The sequence below is a fragment of the Bacillus sp. 2175 genome (genome assembly GCF_057812155.1).
In genome coordinates this window covers 3,261,418-3,279,171 of sequence record NZ_CM173819.1, presented here as the reverse complement: position 1 = coordinate 3,279,171, position 17,754 = coordinate 3,261,418, and the positions used below count along the sequence as shown (strand labels likewise).

At 32.5% G+C, this 17,754-nt stretch carries 7 protein-coding genes and 3 pseudogenes; 8 read left to right on the top strand and 2 right to left on the bottom strand.

What is annotated here, in order from left to right; translation table 11 throughout:
- Positions 1 to 8 precede the first annotated feature (8 nt).
- Positions 9 to 260, top strand: a pseudogene (locus ACXKY9_RS17005) (TetR/AcrR family transcriptional regulator); the annotation flags it as partial.
- Positions 261 to 412: 152 nt separating this feature from the next.
- Here ACXKY9_RS17005 and ACXKY9_RS17000 read toward each other — a convergent pair.
- Entirely contained in the window at positions 413 to 1,891 is a 1,479-nt protein-coding gene (locus tag ACXKY9_RS17000) for an Lsa family ABC-F type ribosomal protection protein (RefSeq protein ID WP_000061793.1), read from the bottom strand.
- A gap of 1,020 nt (positions 1,892 to 2,911) precedes the next feature.
- Between ACXKY9_RS17000 and ACXKY9_RS16995 the strand changes: the two are divergent.
- Positions 2,912 to 3,670: pseudogene (locus ACXKY9_RS16995) on the top strand (GGDEF domain-containing protein); the annotation flags it as partial.
- Between the two features lie 125 nt (positions 3,671 to 3,795).
- Here ACXKY9_RS16995 and ACXKY9_RS16990 read toward each other — a convergent pair.
- Positions 3,796 to 5,232: an IS4-like element IS231C family transposase gene (locus ACXKY9_RS16990; protein WP_001053969.1), complete on the bottom strand. Its 1,437-nt coding sequence runs from the start codon at positions 5,230 to 5,232 to the stop codon at positions 3,796 to 3,798.
- A gap of 92 nt (positions 5,233 to 5,324) precedes the next feature.
- Here ACXKY9_RS16990 and ACXKY9_RS16985 point away from each other — a divergent pair.
- From ACXKY9_RS16985 to ACXKY9_RS16960, 6 genes and pseudogenes are all read left to right on the top strand, one after another.
- Positions 5,325 to 7,307 (top strand): annotated as a pseudogene (locus tag ACXKY9_RS16985) (putative bifunctional diguanylate cyclase/phosphodiesterase); the annotation flags it as partial.
- 151 nt (positions 7,308 to 7,458) lie between these two features.
- Complete coding sequence (locus ACXKY9_RS16980; RefSeq protein ID WP_002026151.1) at positions 7,459 to 7,932, top strand: tetratricopeptide repeat protein; 474 nt, start codon at positions 7,459 to 7,461, stop codon at positions 7,930 to 7,932.
- 512 nt (positions 7,933 to 8,444) lie between these two features.
- Positions 8,445 to 9,713, top strand: a complete 1,269-nt coding sequence (locus ACXKY9_RS16975; protein ID WP_002101176.1) for a glycoside hydrolase family 5 protein — start codon at positions 8,445 to 8,447, stop codon at positions 9,711 to 9,713.
- A gap of 567 nt (positions 9,714 to 10,280) precedes the next feature.
- A complete protein-coding gene (locus tag ACXKY9_RS16970) occupies positions 10,281 to 12,521 on the top strand; it encodes a M60 family metallopeptidase (RefSeq protein ID WP_000527904.1) in 2,241 nt (746 codons plus the stop codon).
- A 132-nt stretch (positions 12,522 to 12,653) separates the two neighbouring features.
- On the top strand, positions 12,654 to 15,020 hold the full coding sequence (locus tag ACXKY9_RS16965) for a putative mucin/carbohydrate-binding domain-containing protein (RefSeq protein ID WP_000625385.1): 2,367 nt from the start codon (positions 12,654 to 12,656) through the stop codon (positions 15,018 to 15,020).
- A gap of 104 nt (positions 15,021 to 15,124) precedes the next feature.
- Positions 15,125 to 17,446 (top strand): putative mucin/carbohydrate-binding domain-containing protein, encoded by a 2,322-nt coding sequence (locus ACXKY9_RS16960; protein ID WP_001019977.1) that lies wholly within the window; start codon positions 15,125 to 15,127, stop codon positions 17,444 to 17,446.
- Positions 17,447 to 17,754: the final 308 nt, after the last annotated feature.

Sequence of the window (17,754 nt, the reverse complement as noted above, 5' to 3'; positions counted from 1 at the left end):
TAAAATAGCAACCATATTTTATAGGTAATTTTGAACAGTTAAAAGAAATATTACAGGAGGGTGAAAAGCAAGGAGTTTTTCATTTCTTCTCCATAAATCATACAATACATTGGATCACTTCTATTGTTTTATTTCCAAAGTTTAAAAAGTTTATTGATTTTTTAGGACCAAATGAAACGAATGATACAAATCATGAATGGATGCCAGAAAACTTAGTGGACAGGATTGTTACTGCATTAACAGATAAACCTAATGTGTAAATTATTCAGTGTTTATGAATTCTATTATTACTATTTAAAGCCTAATTTCTCAATGTATTGTAGAGAAATTAGGCTTTTTTTATCAATTCATTAAAGTTTTTATAATTCAAGGACTCAAGTTAATGATTATATTTTCAAGTATTCGTTTTGAGCTACATAGATATAGTTTTCGTTGCAACTGTTTGTTGAAATATTTTATCATGCTCAACAATAACCATTGTGGGATTAAATTGTTGAATAAGTTCTTCAATCTGCATGCGGGAATAGATATCTATAAAATTTAGTGGTTCGTCCCATATATATATATGAGCTTTTTCACATAAACTTTTAGCGATAAGCAGTTTTTTCTTTTGTCCACCAGAATAATGAGATATATCTTTTTCAAATTGAATTCGGTCAAAGTCCATCTTACTTAGGATGGACTTAAATAAGGTTTCATCAATCTTGTGCTCTTCAATAAAGCCTGATAGTGATCCCTTCAAATGAGAAGTATCTTGTTGGACATAGGAAATGATGAGTCCTGTACCTAAAGTAACTAAGCCTGTATGCTGTATCGGATGTCCTAGAATTAGTTTTAGGATACTACTTTTTCCGCTCCCATTCGTTCCATCAAGTACAATTCGGTCACCTTGTTCAACTATGAAGCTAATCGGCTCATTCACAATTTGATCATTGTACTTAACGGACACGTCAACTAAAGTAACCAATTCATTTGATTTAAATTGCAATTGTTCCAATTTTAATGACTCAGTTTTTTCCGCATTTTTTAGTAATTTTGATTTTTCCTCAATAGCTTTTTGTTGCCTTGATTCAAGGTTTTTTGCTCTTTTCATCATCTTGGCTGCTTTATGTCCTACAAACCCCTTATCCAACTTAGAGCCTGAATTCCTCGTTCCATTTTTTGAAGCTTCTACGTCATTAGACCAACTTGCTGAACGTTTGGAAGACTGTTTTAATCGCCCTATGTCTTTTTGTAGACGCTCATTTGTAGCCTTCTCGTGTTCTTGCTGTCTATCAAAATTTAACTTCCAAGAAGAATAGTTACCACTTTGAACTTCAATATTTGCTCTATTAATAGATAGGATATGGTCAATGCACCCATCTAAAAAGATTCTGTCATGTGAAATTAAAATAAATCCTTTTTTCTTCCTTAGATAATCGGAGACTATCTTTCGTGCATCTGTATCTAAGTGATTTGTTGGTTCATCAATTAATAGAAATTGACCCGCATTTAAAAACAGTGCAGCAAGCAACACTTTTGTTTGTTCCCCATTTGATAATGTTTTAAATGGTCTGTACATGACCTCAGCATCAACATTTAAATAGGATATCTCACGTAGAAGTTCCCAATCTGCGGCTTGGGGACAAATTTCTTCAAGGATTTCATGAGTGAATTTGTTCTTATCTGAAACAGAGTAGGGGAAGTAATTGAATTCTACTGAAGCAAGGATTTTCCCGCTATACTCATAATTCCCTAACAATAAATTAAAGAATGTCGTTTTACCTCGTCCGTTTCTACCAATAAATCCTAGCTTCCAATCCGTATCTATTTGGAAGTTTACACTTTCAAAAATATTATCAAAGCTACCTGGGTATGAAAAAGTTAAGTCTTGGACCTTTATCATTGACATAATAATTCCTCCTTTATATATCGAAACGTTTCATATAAAGTCGGAACATCCATCCATTTTTTAATTCCTCTATATAAGTTTGATGGATATTAACGACTTATATAGAGCATTACATGTGTAACAATAGTATCTGAAGTACTCATTTTTCTCGCTCCTTTATTTGTGAAGTACATTTAACAATTAGTAAGTTTCAACTAAGACAAACGGGAATAAAAAAATCCCCCAATTTGTAATCGGAAGGATTAGTCTTTCGTCTATACTTAATAAGTACTTATTAATCATTTGAATCATGACAAATAAAGTATGAACTGAATTTTAAAAATGGATAGACTAACCCTATATTTTGTAGTTTGAAGTTATAAAATTCAACTTAAAATATAAATTAGTTAATCATTATTCATCCATCATTCCTTTCATAATTCTATTTTTAGAGTAACATTCTTTTTAGGGAGATGCAATATTAGCTTCAATTTCATCTAATTCTAAATCATTTATAATTCTTTGAGTAAGGAGATAAAACTTTACCGCCCTTTTTATAAACATCACATTTTTGTTCAATAGGTCATGTCTTTTGTCCGTTAAAAAGGGAGGATATGAAATTGACATCAACTTTTTATGTAACTATAATAGTTACAGTTGGTTTCGTAAACTAATTTGAATTTCTATTTTAATGATAGTATATTTTCATTCCTTTTTAAGTGTGACAGATAGCAACTATAATCCAATAGAGGAGTAGATTCTATCTCATATGTAAAGAGTAGATAAGTTGTACCCGCCAAATTTACGATGCGCAAATACTTAAAAAACTACATTTTTCAGCTTATCCTTTTTAGAATCCTCAGTATTAATAATTGTAAACATCTACAAAAAGTTAACAAGACTGTTGTATGTAGAAAGAAATCTTTTAAAAAGGTCATAATATGGATAATAGGTAGCACACATTTAAATTTAGTAGGAGTTGTGCCACTATCAAGACATTTTTTAATAAAAGTATAGAAAAAACTCAAGAAGGTGAGTCCATTGCGTAAGCATGCATATGTGCAATTTTATGTATTGATATTGGCTTTAATAGCTTATATAAGCTTTTGCTTTATATTTTTATTTGTTTTTCCGAATCATTATTTCGTATCAGATTTTAATATCCGACTATCATCTTTAGTCGTTGAAACTACTGTATTTATCTCATTACTGTATTCTATATTATCCCAAAAAATTAAGTTAGGAGTATTCTGGGTTTGCATTACTATTGCAATAGGGTGTTTTTTGATAGGAAATTTCATATCCGCTTTTCAAGTACTTAATGTAGAATTACCAATACAAAATTTTAATATTTCTGATGTATTTCTACTGTTTTTCTTATTCTTCTTTCTTTTTGCGTTCTTTTATAAAATTATGATGGAATGTAATAAATGGGAGAAAGCATATTTACTTTGTGATTTATGCATTGTTGTTACTGCTATTTTTACATTAGAGTGGTACCTATTTAATAAACCATCTGCAAATATTTTATTCTTATCAATTGGAGATGTTTTTCTCTCATTTATTTTTCCGATTATAGATTTATTGCTTCTATTACTTGGAGTTACACTGATCTTTCGACCTGCTATTTTCAATGCAAAAAGTAAATTGTTTATTTTTATCCTAGTATTAACTGGATTGGCTATTACGGACTATTTGTATTTTTACTTACAAGGTGATTTGTCAGAGCGTTCAGTTATATTTTTAAGGTGTTTGTATAGAGTTTTCCTATTATTTATCGCTATTGCTGCTACAATCCCATGCCCATCAACTTAAGGATAGAAACTCTACGGTTTTCCATTAATTGAAATGAACAAACTTTTAAACAGTATAATCCTCTTAAAAATGAGCATACGAAATAAACCCTAACGGGTTTCATTTTTTTCTTATGCAGCTTTCTTTTGTTTTCTCAATCCATTATACTCATAGACAACACCCATAATATCAAAGATAGTTTTCTTCTCATATCGATGGGATTTCCGGCCATTTTTCTTTAGTAGGGTAAACAGGCGGATTAAAACCTTTGTTATTATACGGGTGTTTCTCTGTATCGCTTGATATAACAGGGATAGATGATCTTGAATCATCCCAATTGCTTTATATTCGCTTAGTTCTCTTTTGTGCTTTTGCAACAGAAGTTGGCGCATCTTAAACATCGTGGAAGAACATATAAAAATGGCAATGAGTTTTCCATACACATGGCATTCTAATCGCTCTTGTTTGATAGTTTGCCAATGATGAATTTGAAATAGAGATTTCCACGTTTTAAATATGATTTCGATCTGCCAGCGGAGGGAGTAAAAATCATGGATTTGTTCCATCGGAACCACTTCCCAAGGCGTATTCGTAACATATATGTTGATACCCGTTAATCGTTTACTCTTTTCTGAAAATGTAATCCCCTTTTTACTTTCGGTATAGCTTTGTTTTTTTCTACGTTCCAGTATTTGTTCCTCTGTTAATCGGTAGATAATTACTCTTGTAAATAATCTTTGATTCTTGCCAATATACGACTCTTTTATTTCATACGTTTGTCCTGGTTTTAACGTGTGCATAATGTTCTCTAAATCAACTTGGATATACTGTGACTGTTTTTTGATTGTCCCATTTCGAAAGTATTCTGGAAATGGATTTTTCGTATAGACGGTATGGTTTAACTTAAGTCTTGATATATAGCACACGCCACGTTGATCCATTTGATCTAAGTCTTCCAATGAAAAATATCCTAAATCACGAATACACAGATCACCCGGCCGTAAGGTATCTAAGCAATCTGTTCCAAATGTTTTATCATTATTTTTTCCAGGACCTACCTGGAAGTTTAAAAACTGTCCGCTGTGTAAGTCATATTCTAATTGAATCTTGATACCTGCAGTTTGTGCACAACCACCTGACCCAGGATATACATGTGCTAAATGTTTCGGTACTTGGAAAATCGTCGCATCTAAAATACGGATTCGTTGAAAATACGTGAGTGCTGCACTTGAAATGGCTGATGTTTTACAAAGTTTACTTTTCCATAATGCAGAAAAAATATATTTCAAAAATTCAACCGCTTTTTTATCAAAGCGTTTATTGAGTCCTTCTGGACTCATAAGAGTGCCTGTGGCGGCGTGTAATTGACTGCATAGTCGAACGAGAGAATCACTCGCTGTACGTTGACTGACCCAGATACATATGGTAGCTAATTCATTTCCTGAAAACTTTCGTTTTCTTTTTACAAAACCTAATTCTTTAGCGAGTTCTTCCAAAAGAGAAGGGGTTAAATGACGATACAGCTCTTCAGAAAATAGTTGTAATTCATCTTGAATTGAAAGATTCATAAAAAATGTCATCCTTTCTAGCTAGCTTTTTAGAAAGAATAACGTTTTTTGACACTTGGGGGTAGTGCAAATTCTTAAGTTGATGGGCATGTGCTACAATCCCAAAGAATACTTCTTTTAAAAGAAATTATTTTATTATTAATCCGACATTTGGAGAGAAACTTCTTGGTATATTCCCTTATCTTGCAGTTGCAGTCTTAATTGGCTTTACTTTGAAAGAGCAAACTTCTTCAGCTACATTAATTACGGGAAATTGTATTGCTTTTGTATTTGTACTGATTCGTCATACAATCGTACGAATGCAAAACAAAGAGTTAACTAAAACATTAAAAGTGTTTAATAATCAATTAGAACAAACAGTATCTCAAAGAACAAGGGATTTAATAAATAAATCTAATGATTTAGTAAAAAATCAAGAGAGATTTAAGTCATTATATGAGTATCATCCGGATCCTATTTTAACGATTGATTCAAACGGTATCGTATTAAATATAAACCAGGCTGGAAGTATGTTATTAGGAAAAGAAAGTGCTGTATTGATAGGGAAAGAGTGCTTCTCTATTTTTTTAGATGAAGATAAATCTGAATTGGAAGCAGCTATAAAGAAAGGGAAACGATGTAGTTCATCTTCACTACAGTTACGTGTGAAAAATAACAATGAGAAAGATATACTCTTTTGGTATGTCACTATAGTTCCTATTATGATAGAAGGACAAACCTTTGGGAGCTATGTAATGGTAAAAGACATAACAAGGATGAAACAACAACAGGAAGAGATAAATTACCTTGCATTCCATGATACGGTGACGGAGATTGGAAATCGTATATTCTTCCAACAAGAATTAGATAGATCTATTAAGCGTGCACAAAAAACACAGGATAAGTTTGGGCTCCTGTATATTGATTTAAATCGCTTTAAGACTATTAATGATACATTGGGTCATTCGATTGGTGACAAGGTTTTAAAAGAAGTTGCCAAACGTTTTAGGACATGTCTGTCACCGACTATTCCTCTAGCAAGAATAGGTGGTGATGAGTTTGCGATCATTGTCCATAACCAAACAGAGCAACAGCTATTGGATTTGTGTAAAACTCTATTTCGTATAACTGAAGAACCATTTGTAGTAAATCAGCATAGTTTTTACTTATCTCTTAGTATAGGAATAGCAGTGTATCCATTTGGAGGAATAAATACTACTACACTTTTACAACACGCTGATATCGCTATGTATAGCGCAAAGGAAAAAGGTAACAATGCTGTTTGTATGTATGACGAGACATTATCTCAAAAAGTAACTCGTCGATTACGATTAGAACAGGATTTACCAAATGCAATTGAAAATAATGAGTTGTTTTTATTGTATCAACCACAAATTGATAGTAAGGCAGGTAAGGTTATTGGTGCAGAGGCTTTAATACGTTGGCAACATCCAGAGCTTGGACTGATTTCTCCTTTTGAGTTTATACCTATCGCAGAAGAAACGGCGCAGATTATTTCAATTGGGAAGTGGACGTTACAGAAAGCGTGTCAACAACTGAAAGAATGGCATTCTGCGGGCTTTTCAAATCTAAAGATGGGGATAAATTTATCAGCTATAGAGTTTGAACAGAAAGATTTTGTTCAAACCATTATATCTACCATAGAAGAGATAGGAGTACCTGCTAATTCGATTGATTTGGAATTAACAGAGCGAATAGCAATGGTAGATGAAAAGGAAACCTTATCGAAGTTAAAAGCATTAAAATCATATGGTGTACATTTATCAATTGACGATTTTGGTACAGGTTATTCTTCATTAGCGTATCTGCCTCTTTATCCAATTGATACTTTGAAAATTCCAAGAGAATTTGTTAATAGGATTGGAACTTCTACTGATGGAGATGAAATTATACAAACCATTATTTCACTTGCTCATACTTTAAACATGAAAGTGATAGCAGAAGGGGTAGAAACGAAGGAACAATTAACAGTGTTACAACGTAATGCATGTTATCTAATTCAGGGCTATTACTACAGTAAACCTGTAAATGAAGATGAATTTATTGGTTTTTTAAGTACAATACAAAATGAATAAGTGAAAAATCAGTATATGTATGAAATAAAGTGAAAAGACGATCTATCCATATGGATTTGAACGTCTTTTCACTTTATTTTCAGTAGTTATGCAGCAAGGTTTCAGCCTTTGAAAGTAAAATAAGTATCTATATTCCTTGTATTTAGGGCTAATGGGATATGAGGTGAAAGTTGCTTCTTGTGAAACCGCATTAGGGACAGCTCGTATATTCTTAAAGCAATTTGAAAAAGCGGAAGAACATTTCAATCGTTCCATTGACCTTTTGCAAAAACATAATGAAGAAAAATTGATTTTAATAGTAAGGCATAATCTAGGACTATTATATGCAACTCAAAATTTATCTAAATTAGCAATTCGTCATTTATCAGAAGTCACAGAGAAGAATATTGCCCATTTTAAAGCAGTGTTCTTACAAGCGCGTGAACACTATAAGCTAAGAAAAACAAATATTGTAAAAGAACTTATTGAAAAAGGATTAGCAGTTTGTATGGAATTAGGAAATGAAGAGTATGTATATCATTTCAATATTTTACGTTCTCTTAATGAAGATGAAGCAATTAAACTCTTAGAAGAAGTGAAAAAAGTATTTCTTACTTCGAAAAGCAAGGTTTATGGGATTTCGTAGAAGAATATGCAGATCTAAAAAAGGAAGAAATTATACAATAATCACATGCTATCATTTTTAATAGCTAATTAACAAAAGGACTCCAATTATGGAGTCCCTTTGTTAATGGGATAATGCTTTAGTTTATCTAATTATAACAATATTTGTAAAAAGTGTAAAGGGGTCCTAGTTTGGAGGGGGAATTATTTAATCTTTTTTATTTAATAAAGGGATGATATTTAGTTATCTGCGCTTCTTAATTATGTTTTTTATCACAATTTGAAGTAAATTTCAGTTAATCTTATTTATTTTATAGGAATTATAAGTTATACTAAAAGTAGGTGCAAAATGTACCATTTGAAAAAGAGTGCATTGCAAAAAGGAATCCGTAAAGGATTCCTTTTTTGTTTCTTTTAAAATGAAGCAACGTTCTAATTATCTCTTTCTTTTTTTATGAATGAACTACCAATGTATAAATTTAAAAGGTATTTTTGGAAAATTGCCATATTCCTGTAACAAAACAAAGGTATGTTATGTGTGTTAAATATAAAGAGAAAGAAGGAAAAGTTGTGAAAAAAGTTTTGCCAATTGTTGCGTTATTAGGCATGATGAGTTTTGGAGTACAGGAAATGAATGTAAGAGCTGATACATACCACAAGGGCGATTCAAAAATTAGTTTTTGGGATTCGAAAAGAAAGGGTACTAATTTCATGAATAGTACGTCATTACCTGAAAACTATAAAAGTGCAAAAGAAGCTAATATTGAATATGTACGTTTAGCACCTGATAAATGGGTAAAAGATAAAGATTTTCTATTTGAGGATAAACCAGATACTTCTGGAAAGGATTTTCTGATAGGTAATGCAGATAACTATCGGGGATTAGTAAAGGAAGATCTAGAAAAATTAAAGGCGGATTTAGATGCCGCACAATCACAAGGAATGAAAGTCGTTCTTACAATGTTATCCTTACCTGGTGATCGATGGCGCCAATTTAATAATAATAAGAATGACGACAGAATATGGGAAGAAGAGAAGTATCAAGAACAAGCAAGTCAATTTTGGAAGGACCTCGCTCTGGAACTAAAAGATCACCCCGCGGTGGTTGGTTATAATATTATAAATGAACCACATCCAGAAACAGCTAAAAATAATAGATATAATGATTTTTGGACGGAAGATTACGAGAAATGGTATGCAAAAGTGGAGGGAACGACAGCGGATTTAAACAGATTTTATGAAAAGGTGATTAACTCCATTCGTGAAGTAGACCAAGAAACACCGGTTATTTTAGATTCAGGTTTATATGCTACTCCATGGGCCTTTAAATACTTAAAGCCAGTAAAGGATAAAAAAACGCTTTACGCATTTCATATGTATGAACCATATGAATTAACGAGTCAAGGTGAAAAGAAAAATAAAGAATATCAATATCCAGGATTAGTAAAAGTAGGAGACTTAGAGAAACCTGTAATGTGGAATAAGCAGGGATTAGAGAAATTTTTGAAGCCAATTCAACAATGGTCTAAGAAAAATCATGTACCATCTAATCGAATTATTGCAGAGGAGTTTGGAATTAACCGTACTGTTCCAGGTGCTACCCAATACATGCAAGATCTTATTTCTATCTTTAACCAAAAAGGATGGCATAAATCATTCTATGCATTCCGTGAAGACACATGGACAGGGATGAATTATGAATTGGGAACAGAAAAAATAAAATGGGATGAAGAGGGTAAACCGATGCGTCAAGATAATTCACTCTGGGATGTAATAAAAAAAGATTTACAAACGCGTAAATAGTTTAGAATATTAGGCTTAAGGACTAAATGTAAGCATCTAATTCAAATAGAATTAGATGCTTTTTATTTCGAAAAAAGATGGAGTTGAATTAAAGATTCCATCTTTTCTTTTGCATAAAGAGTACCAATCAGGTTTATTTACAACGAAAAATAAGATTTTTAGAGAATAGCTTAGAAAAAAATTGTGGAGGTTCAAACAAATGTGGTCACAATTGTTTAAACCTTTAAAGTAAAAAAAATTTATGAATTTTTCGTGAGATCCCAACCTTTAAATGTTGTAATTTATTTACTTATTTCTCCAATTGGATATATTTCTCTAATTGGATGGAAGTTTAGAATACAGAATCAAAACATAATAGGCTGTTATCGATGAGTTTATCGTAAAGTTGTTATTTAATGTGTCATCAAATAACATTTATATACAATAATACATAAAGAAAAGGAGATATTTATGAAAAAATATAGAGTAATAGACACAATTTAAATAGTATGAATAGTTTAGATTGTAAAAACATGGAGAAGAAAACAAAAAAACTTAAGAGTACTAAGGAAAAATGAGGGAGATAATATGGGGAATAATTCAAAACATAAAACTAGAAAAATACTTGCGGCCACTGCTACAGTAACTATGCTTGCGACTGGAATGATTTTTTCATCGGATGTCTTTGCGGAGCAAAAGGAGCAGCAAAAAAATTTATCGACATCATTGCAAAAAGAAAAGTCAGTTAAATCAGAAAATAGAACATTTACAGTCCCAGGAAAAGGGGATGTTGAGGTACTGAAACAACAGGAAAGAAAAAGTATGGCATTTAGTCCATATGAACCAACTGGTTTATATGCAAAGCCAAATGAACAAATAACGATTAATGTAGAAGGTAATCAAGATATTCAGGTATATATTGGAACTTATTCGTATGATGCTTCTTGGAGAGAAGATTCTAAGATAAAATCATTTACATTAAAACCTGGTATAAACACAATCCAATCTCCAAGTGGGGGGATGATTTATTTTTATAATAAACAACAAGGGGGTACCATTCGAACAACAATCACAACAGGTGGAACGACTACGCCTTTCTTTGAACTAGGAAAGCATACGAAACAAGATTTAATAAACATGCTGGACCAATATCCTAATGCACATGCAGTGGAGTTAAAAGGAGAACGTGTATTAATTACGGCCAGCCTTGCACGTGTTAAGAAATATTTGTTGGGTTCTAATACAGATCCTGTACAACTCTTAAAAAAGATGGATGAAGCTACTCGAATTCAAGACAAAGTAGCTGGATTATCCGAAGAACAAGTAGATAAACATTATGTTCATTACGTAGAAGAAAATCATTCTCCCGATTATTATATGTATGCAACTTCTTATCGAACAGCATATGTAGGAGATGCAATCCAATACGTGTTAGATATTAATAAATTTATAACAGATGGTTGGGGCCCTTGGCATGAGGCAGGACATTTGAGACAACAATCGCCCTGGAAGTTTTATAATATGACAGAAGTACAAAATAATATATACAGCCTTTCTGTAGAAAAAGCATTTAATCAACCATCCAACTTAGAGAAAAGTGGAATTTATCCAAAAGCATTTCAATATCTAGAACAAGTGAATAAAAATTATGATGAAATTAGCGATGTTTTTGTAAAGCTTGTTATGCTTTGGCAACTACAGTTAGCGTATGGAGAGGATTTCTATCCTAAATTGCATCAATTGTATAGAGACATGCCTTCAGGTGAACTTCCACAAACTGATGATAATAAAAAACAATTATTTATGATTTCAGCATCAAAAGTAGCCAAACAAAATTTGATTCCTTTCTTTGAGAAGTGGGGATTACGTCCAAATAACGATACCATTCAAAAAGTAGCTGCATTAGGATATCCAATTTTAACAGCAGAGATTTGGAAGAGTACGGATTCTAATCCAATTAAACCAGATATGCCTAATGTAAATAATATTTTAGAAGGAAACCAGTTTGCATGGTCGCTGAAAGGGATTAGTGATTTCGAGTTTGCTAAAATTAATTTCAATAAATCGACAGAAGAAATGCAAGTAGACTTAAAAGCAGGCGTACCGCATCATTATTTTAATGAAACATATGCGAGTATTAAAGTACAAAATGCATCAGGGAAAGTAGTATACAATAAAGACATTTATGGAAATAAACAACAAAATGCTGAATCGCAAAAAGTTTCAGTCAAAGTAGGAGATTATATTGAGTTAACACATCTAGAAGGTGTGCATAGAGCTACTCTCACAAATGTAGATAATAGTAAACAAGAGAGCTTTGGAAAAAAAGCCATGTACGAAGTTACAAAGGAAGGTCTGAAGAAAGTAAATCAAATTGTTAATCCGAAACCAGATACAGAAGCTCCCACACAGCCACAAGGATTATATGCAAGCAACCTTACTTCTAACAGTGTAGAGCTAAAATGGAATCCTTCTACAGATAATGTAGGTGTAAAAGAATATCAGGTATTACGCGATGGACAATTGATTCAAACGGTACAAGGAACGACGTTTACTGATCAAAACTTAACAGTTAATAAGGAATATAAATATGCAGTGAAGGCTGTAGATGCAGCTGGAAATACATCAATCCAAAGTGAAATTCTTCTTGTAAAAACCAAAGATCAAAATGTATCTTATGAAAAATGGGATCCAAAGAAGGCATATACAAAGGGGGATAAAGTAGAACATCAAGGGACAGTGTATGAAGCTGTTCAAAATCATCAAGGAAATGGTGACCCGAATTGGATATTTGCACTATCGTTATGGAAAGCAATTACAATCAATTAATATGTAAGAATCAGATGTAAAGATAGAACAACATCCAGTATTTTAAAGAATTACTGGATGTTGTTTGAATTTTGATAGATTTCTCTACTACGTTAGTATTCAATAATAAAAATTAGAAAAGGATGTAGATTAGTGATTAGTCAGAAAACAAAGCAAAGATTTAATAAAGTTATTATAATTACCGCAGCATGTAGCATGTTTTCTATGTTTGGAACGTCTATTTTGCACACTAAAGCTGCAACACATTCAGCTGCTCCAGCAGTTTATGTGAGTCCCCAAAATATACCTGCCTCAGATATTATTAGTATAGACTGGTCACCAGTTCAGACACCACCTTATACGTACTGGGCTGTACACAACTGGAATGCAGGTGGTGAAGCTGGAGGATATGCTGGTTTTCAACAACAAAGTGGGTTTGATGAAAATGGAAAACGTACTTTACATTTTGCCTTATGGGATCCAATTTCCTCTAAAGAAGCAATAAAGGCCGAATACTTATCTCCGAATTCGCAAGCTGGACCCTTTGGAGGAGAAGGAACAGGAATGAAGGTTCAAACAACTTATGGTTGGAAAGACTACAATTGGTACACAATGACAATGCGTTCATGGCAAGAAAATGGTCATACTAAATTTGGACAATGGATGAAAGATGTAACAAAGAATAAATGGCATCAAATTGCAATTATGGACTTTCCGGTTGCTAATGTTGCATTTAATCATGGTTTAGGAATGTTTCAAGAAGACTGGGCTGATAGTGGACAGAATGTTCGAGAAGCGCGCTTGAAAAATGGTTATAGCCGAAAATTAGTTGATAAACAATGGAGTTCTTGGAATAATCAAAGTATTTCTGGAACGCATGATAATACTTATCAATATGATGGAGGATCTACTTCAGAATATGTATGGGTCAAAGCAGGAGGTAATACGCAGTCTACTATTGGGGCAGGAAAAATATTCACGCTAAATCAACCTACTCAACCTGAAATAGGAAAATTAGATTTTGATATCCAATCTATATATTATGAAAATGAAAAATTAAATGTATCTTGGAAACTAAAAGAAAATAGTACACCGCAATTTAAGGGGAAAATTGAAATTTATAACAATGAAAATATGACGGGCCAACCTATTAACGTAATTAATGATATTAAATCTTATCAAAATGGAATCAGTCAATCTATATCATTACCAACAAATGCTTATGCAAAAATTGTATTAACGGATATATTTGATCAAACTGTTGAGAAAAAGGTACAAATCAAAAATGAATCTCCAAACATTTTTGAAGGTAATGAATTTGCATGGTCGCTGAAAGGGATTGGAGATTTTGAATTTGCGAAAGTAAATTTAAATAAATCAACAGAAGAAATGCAAATTGATCTAAAAGCAGGTGTACCACATGACTACTTTGATAGTACATATGCAAGTATTAAAGTGCAAAACACATCAGGTAAAGTGGTCTATAACAAAGAGATTTATGGAAACAAACAGCAAAATGCTGAATCGCAGAAAGTTCCAGTCAAAGTAGGCGATTATATAGAGTTAACACATCTAGAAGGTGTACATAGAGCTACTCTTACAAATGTAGATAATAGTAAACAAGAGAGCTTTGGAAAAAAAGCCCTATACGAAGTTACAAAGGAAGGCCTGAAGAAAATAGAAAAAATGCCAGAAGCAACAATTTTAGAAGGAAACAAGTTTGCATGGTCATTAAAAGGATATAGTGATAGAGAAATTGCAAAAGTAGATTATGATAAAACGGTAGAAGAGATGAAGGTAAAACTAGAAGCAGGTGTACCACATTCCTATTTTGCTAGTACGTATGCTAGTATTAAGGTCCAGAATTCTTCTGGTAACGTTCTGTACAATAAGGAAATCGTGGGAAATAAACAACAAAATGCTGAAAGCCAAACTGTGCCCGTCAAGGTAGGGGATTACATTGAATTTACCCATATAGAAGGAGAAGCAACAAAGGAAAAAACGCGAGCAACTTTAATTAACCTTGAAAATAACAAAAATGAAACCATTGGAAAAACAGCAAGATATCAAGTTACAAAAGAAGGCTTGAAGAAAGTAGAAAAAATGCCAGAAACAACGGTTTTAGATGGAAATCATTTTAGGTGGTCTTTAAAGGGATATAATAATCGAGAAATCGCGAAAATAGAATATAACAAAGCAACAGAAAAAATGCAGCTTAAATTAGAAGCGGGTATACCCCATCCTTATTTTACTAATACGTATGCAAGCATTAAAGTCCAGAATTTATCCGGTAATATTTTGTACAATAAAGAAATTATAGGAAATAGACAACAAGATGCTGAGAGCCAAACCGTTTCAGTCAAAGTAGGAGATTGTATTGAGTTTACTCATATAGAGGGAGAAGCACAAACGGAAAAGACACGCGCCACACTTACTAATCTTGAGAATAGTAAACAGGAGTATATGGGAAAGAAAAGAATATATCAGGTTACCTCTATGGGATTATTAATAAAGTCATAGATTTCACTACAAAAGTTAAATTATAGATATATATATTATATAAAAATCTTAACCATTATACGCATTAAAAAATTCTCAAGAGAATATAGATTGGCGGGTATAGTATGAACATATTCAAAGGGTTTCTAATTTCATCAATTGCAATGACCACATTTGTAGGAACAGATTTAATCCTACAAAATGATAGTATTCATAATAAAGTTTACGCTGAATCTAATAATGTCACATACAAAGAAAGAGATTCACAGGAAGAAAGATTAATTGTAAAGTTTAAAAATCAAATTGACTTACCTTATGAAGATGGTATTGAGAAACGAATAAAAAATGGGGATTATGATAACAATTTAAAGCAGTTATTTTCCGAAAATACAAAACTTACTTTGAATCGTCTGTTCTCATCTGTAAATCCGATAGAGATTGAAAAGTTATCAGTACAATCTAAATCAGTTGCTAATGAATCAGCTAATAATTTATTAAATTATTATATTGTACAAGCTCCTAATAACATAGAAATAGAATTATTACTGAAAAAATTTGAAACATCTCCTCTCGTAGAGGAGGCTTATATACAAGAAAAACAAATTTTGACCCCTCCTGAAATACAGTTACCAAATTTATCTGTTAATCCGTACGATGACCCTAGATTTAAAAATCAAGGATATCTTGAAGCGGCACCAAAGGGAATTAATGCCTCGCATGCTTGGAGCATTAAAGGTGGTGATGGGAAGGATACAACTTTTGTGGATATGGAATATGGATGGTTATTGAACCATGAGGATTTAGTCAATAAAAATATTAAGCTTATGTCGGGACAAAATATAAGCCAGCATAGAGCTCATGGTACTTCTGTATTAGGAATTGTTTCATCTGAAGATAATCAAATTGGAAATATTGGAATTGCACCAAAAGCAAATGTAAAAGTAATATCCCAGATTAGGGATAATGGAATTTATAATACAGCGGATGCTATTTTAAGTGCTGTACATAATTTACAAGCGGGAGATATTCTTTTATTAGAGGCACAAGCTTCGTATGATGGGTATGGGGATAAATATTTACCTGTAGAAGTACATCCAGATATTTTTGATGCAATTCGTGTTGGTACAGATAAAGGGATTATTATTATAGAAGCTGGCGCAAATGGTTCAAACGACTTAGATAATTTTAAAGATCGTAATGGAAAAAAGATTTTAAATCGAAATAGTCCAGACTTCAAGGATTCAGGTGCTATTATGGTTGGGGCGGGATCATCAACTGTTCCACATCAACGTTTATGGTTTTCAAATTATGGAAGTCGATTAGATGTATATGGATGGGGAGAAAATGTTGATACAACATCAGCAAATCCAAGTCAAAATACTACAAATTTATATACATCAACATTTAGTGGAACATCAAGTGCTTCACCAATTATTGCTGGAGCAGCAACTTCGATTCAAGGTATTGCTAAAGAACATCGAGGTTCTCCTTATACACCAGCCGAATTAAGAAATATCTTAAGTAATCCGAATACAGGAACAAAATCTCAAGATCCGTGGAATGATAGAATAGGTGTTTTACCTGATCTAAAATCTATATTAGATAACTTAGGTTTTAATTCAGATATCCCGAACTCTTCTAGTATTTTAGAAGGAAACCAGTTTGCATGGTCACTAAAAGGAATTAGTGATTTCGAGTTTGCAAAAATTAATTTCAATAAGTCGACAGAAGAAATGCAAATCGACTTAAAAGCAGGCGTACCGCATCATTATTTTAATCAGACATATGCGAGTATTAAAGTACAAAATGCAACAGGGAAAGTAGTATACAATAAAGACATTTATGGAAACAAACAACAAAATGCTGAATCGCAAAAAGTTCCAGTTAAAGTAGGAGATTATATTGAGTTGACACACCTAGAAGGTGTGCATAGAGCTACTTTAATAAATGTAGACAGCAGTAAACAAGAAAGTTTTGGAAAAAAAGTCATGTACGAAGTTACAAAAGAAGGCTTGAAGAAAGTAGAAAAAATGCCAGAAACAACGGTTTTAGATGGAAATCATTTTAGGTGGTCTTTAAAAGGATATAGTGATAGAGAAATCGCAAAAGTTGATTATAATAGGACAACAGAGAAAATGCAGGTGAATTTAGAAGCAGGCGTACCACATTCTTACTTTAATCAGACATATGCAAGTATTACAGTAAAGAATTCAACCGGTAATGTTGTGTATAATAAGGAAATAGTGGGAAACAGACAACAAACTGCTGAAATCCAAACGGTGTCCTTAAAAGCGGGGGATTACATTGAGTTTACCCATATAGAAGGGGAAGCAGTAAAGGAAAAGACACGTGCTACACTTCTTAACCTTGAGAATAATAAACAAGAATATATAGGCAAAAAAAGAACCTATCAAGTTACTTCAACGGGATTAAACAAAATAGATTAACATGAAGAACCTTCTAATTATTCGTTAGATGCAAATAGTCGTTCATTATGAACGGCTATTTGGTTTTTATTTAAAGAAAAGTGAAATGAAAATACTCTCTCTTTTGTATATACTCTCCTTGCTATCAACTGCTATATTTGTTTATCAGGGGGGATTTTAAAAATGTGCTTGAGAATTGATAAATGTTTAAGTGCTATAGATTTGAGAAAAAAGAAACAGAATAGTAAGGTATTTATTGATAAAACCCCTCTTCCGTTACAATATTTTACATATTTGGTATGATGTATATGAGTTCTATGCATATTAAG

What these genes read in the sequence shown, in the direction of transcription:
- ACXKY9_RS16980 (WP_002026151.1), top strand. Translation starts at nt 7,459, where the DNA reads ATGGGATATGAGGTGAAAGTTGCTTCTTGTGAAACCGCATTAGGGACA.
- ACXKY9_RS17000 (WP_000061793.1), bottom strand. Translation starts at nt 1,891, where the DNA reads ATGTCAATGATAAAGGTCCAAGACTTAACTTTTTCATACCCAGGTAGC.
- ACXKY9_RS16975 (WP_002101176.1), top strand. Translation starts at nt 8,445, where the DNA reads ATGTGTGTTAAATATAAAGAGAAAGAAGGAAAAGTTGTGAAAAAAGTT.
- ACXKY9_RS16970 (WP_000527904.1), top strand. Translation starts at nt 10,281, where the DNA reads ATGGGGAATAATTCAAAACATAAAACTAGAAAAATACTTGCGGCCACT.
- ACXKY9_RS16960 (WP_001019977.1), top strand. Translation starts at nt 15,125, where the DNA reads ATGAACATATTCAAAGGGTTTCTAATTTCATCAATTGCAATGACCACA.
- ACXKY9_RS16990 (WP_001053969.1), bottom strand. Translation starts at nt 5,232, where the DNA reads ATGAATCTTTCAATTCAAGATGAATTACAACTATTTTCTGAAGAGCTG.